This is a genomic window from Anaeromyxobacter sp. PSR-1 (assembly GCF_000964525.1).
Taxonomy (GTDB): Bacteria; Myxococcota; Myxococcia; order Myxococcales; family Anaeromyxobacteraceae; genus Anaeromyxobacter.
This window is the reverse complement of record NZ_BAZG01000295.1, coordinates 1-3,063: the sequence shown is the minus strand read 5'-3', so window position 1 is coordinate 3,063 and position 3,063 is coordinate 1. Positions and strand designations below refer to the sequence as shown.

1 protein-coding gene is annotated in these 3,063 nt (G+C 79.3%); it reads left to right on the top strand.

Annotated features, from left to right (window positions below; genetic code table 11):
- Nucleotides 1–3,063: type I polyketide synthase (locus PSR1_RS22595; protein WP_152643425.1), on the top strand; the 3,063-nt coding region annotated here is incomplete at both ends.

The following is a 3,063-nucleotide window of genomic DNA, read 5'->3' as shown; positions in this document are numbered from 1 at the left end:
GCGCCGGCCACCTCCGTCGCGGCGTGGCGCGCGCCGGCCGAGCCCGTGCCGCTGGCGGTGGTCGGCCTGGGCGCGACGCTCCCCGGCGCCGAGGACGTCCCGGCGTTCTGGAAGGCGCTGCAGGACGGCCGCTCGTCGATCCGCGACGTCCCGGAGAGCCGCTGGGACGCGTCGCGCTACTGCCACCCGGACGCCGCGCGGCTGGAGCGCAGCTACACGCGGCTCGGCGGCTTCACCGACGCGCCCGCGCAGGCGGAGGCGCGCTGGCGCATCCCGCCCGCCGCGCGCGAGGCGGTGGACCCGGCGCACCTGCTCGCGCTGCGCGTGGCCGAGGAGGCGGTCGCGGACGCGGGCCTGGAGCGCGGGGCCTGGGATCGCGGCCGCACCGGCGTGTTCCTCGGGTTCATGGCGTGCCAGGGGCGCAAGCTCCTCGCCGAGGTGCGCTTCCACCTGGCGCGCCTCGCCGCCGAGGTGGAGGCCGCGGCGCCGGCCGCCGGGCTCACCGGCCCGCAGGCGCGCGCGCTGCTCGAGGCCGCGCGCGCCCGGGTGGAGCGCGAGCTGCCCCCGCTCTCGGAGGACGCGCTGCCCGGCTGGCTCGGCAGCGTGATGGCCGCGCGGATCGCGCGCCGCTTCGACCTGCGCGGCCCGCAGCTCACGGTCGAGTCGGCCTGCGCCTCCACGCTCGCCGCGCTGCAGGCGGCGGTGCAGGCGCTGCGGGACGGCACCTGCGACACCGCGCTGGTGGGCGGCGTGTGGGCCGACATGCAGCCCGAGTTCTACGTGGGGTGCTGCCGGTTCAACGCGCTCTCCGCCACCGGGAGCACGCCGTTCGACGCGCGCGCCGACGGGTTCGTGCCGGGCGAGGGCGCGGGCGTCCTGGTGCTGCGCCGGCTCGCCGACGCCGAGCGCGACGGGCAGCGCGTCCACGCGCTGGTGCGCGCGGTGGGCGCGTCCAGCGACGGCAAGGGCAAGTCGGTGTTCGCGCCGTCGCTGGAGGGCGAGGCGCTCGCGATGCGGCGCGCGCTGGAGGCGGGCGGGATCGACCCCGCGCTGGTGGACTACGTCGAGTGCCACGGCACCGGCACCGCCCTCGGCGACCGGACCGAGGTCGAGGCCTGCGTGCGCGCCTACGGGCGCGGCCGGGCCCGGCCGCTCCGCATCGGCTCGGTGAAGTCCAACATCGGCCACCTGCTCGGCGCGGCCGGCGCCCCGGCGCTGCTGAAGGCGGTGCTGTCGGTCCGCGAGGGCCTGCTGCCGCCGTCCATCGAGGTCGAGCGGCCGAACCCGGCCATCGACTTCACCGCCGGGCCGGTCGAGGTGGTCACGCGCGCCGAGCGCTGGACCGCGCCGGAGGGCGCGCCCCGGCGGGCGGGCGTCTCCGGCTTCGGCCTGGGCGGCACGAACGTGCACGCGCTCGTGGAGGAGTACCGCCCCGGCGCGCCGGCCCGGGTCGCGCCGGTCGCGCAGCCTTCTCCCAGCGTGAAGACGCCGGCCCCCGCGCTCGCGGCCGCGCCGCTCGCCGCGCGGCCGCTCGCCATCGCCATCGCCGCCGCCGGCGCGGAGGACGCGGCCGGTTGCGCCGCGGCCCTGGAGCGGCTCGCGGGCGCGCTCCGCGACGCGGGCCCCGGGGAGTACCTCGAGGCGCTCCGGGCCTCGCGGCGGGCGGCCTCGGACGCGCCGTTCCGCGTCGCGGTGGTGGCGGCCGATCCGGCCGCGCTCGCCGCGCGCGCCGCGCACCTCTCCCGCGCGGTGCGCGCCGGGCTCGACCTCGGGCTGCTCCGCGCCCAGGGCGTGCACGCGGCGGACGCGCGCGCGCCGGCGCAGGTGGCGGTCACGTTCCCGGGCCAGGGCCCGCAGTACCCGAACATGCTGCGCGACGCGCTCGCCGCGTTCCCGTCGCTGGGCGGGACGCTCGACGCCGCCGACCGCGCCTACCAGGCGCTGTGCGGGCGGCCGCTGCGGCCGTCGTTCTTCACCGACCGGCCCGACGCGTACGCGCAGAGCGACGAGGACATCCACTGCGCGGTGTTCGTGGTGAACGTGGCGCTCCACCGGCTGCTCGTCCGCCACGGCCTCGCGCCGCGGGCGCTCATGGGCCAGAGCGCGGGCGAGCTCGCCGCGCTGGTGGCGGCCGGCGCCATGTCGCTCGAGGACGGGCTCGCGGTGGTCCGCGAGCGCACGCTCTCGGTGCTGGCGCTCACCGGCGACGACCCCGGCAAGATGGTCGCGCTCACCTGCGGCGCCGGGCGCGCCGCGCGGCTCACCGCCGGGCTCCCCGGCTACGCCGCGCTCGCCGCCGACAACGGCCCCGGCGCCTGCATCGTGTCCTGCGATCGCCGCGCCATGCCGGAGCTGCTCCGGCGGGCGTCCGACGAGGGCGTGGAGGCCGCCGTGCTGGCGGTCTCGCACGGCTACCACTCGCAGCTCATCGCCGGGGCGCAGCCGCGCTACCTGCGCCTGCTCCGCACCATCCCGTTCCGCGCGCCGGAGGTGGAGATCGTCTCCACCGTCACGGGGCGGAGCCTCGCCGAGGTCCCGCCGGAGCGCTTCCCCGAGCACCTCGCCAGCCAGTTCGTCGAGCCGGTGCGGCTCCGGCCCGCGGTCGAGGCGCTCCACGCGCGCGGTGTGCGGCTGTTCGTGGAGTGCGGGCCCAAGTGGCCGCTCACCACCTTCGTCGGGCAGATCCTCGGGGACCGCCCGCACGTCGCGCACGCCACGCTTCACCCCAAGGTCGGCGAGGTCGAGCAGCTCCAGCGCGCGCTCGCCTGCCTGTTCGTCCACGGCGCTGCAGTCCTGGAGGAGGACCCCGCGATGAGCACCCCGTCCCGCAGCACCCCCGAGCTCCGGCCCGCGCCGCAGGGCCGCGGCGTGGCCCCGTCCGCGGAGGCGATGCCGGCCTACGTGGCGACGCTGCTGCGCGGCATCCGCGACCTCATCGACGGCGTGCTCGCCGGGGCGGCGCCGGAGCAGGCGGCGCTCGCGGCCCCGGTGGCCGCCGCCGCGTCTGCGCCGGTCGAGGCGCCGGCCGGCGAGGGGGCGCGCGCCCCGGCCGTGGCGGCGGTG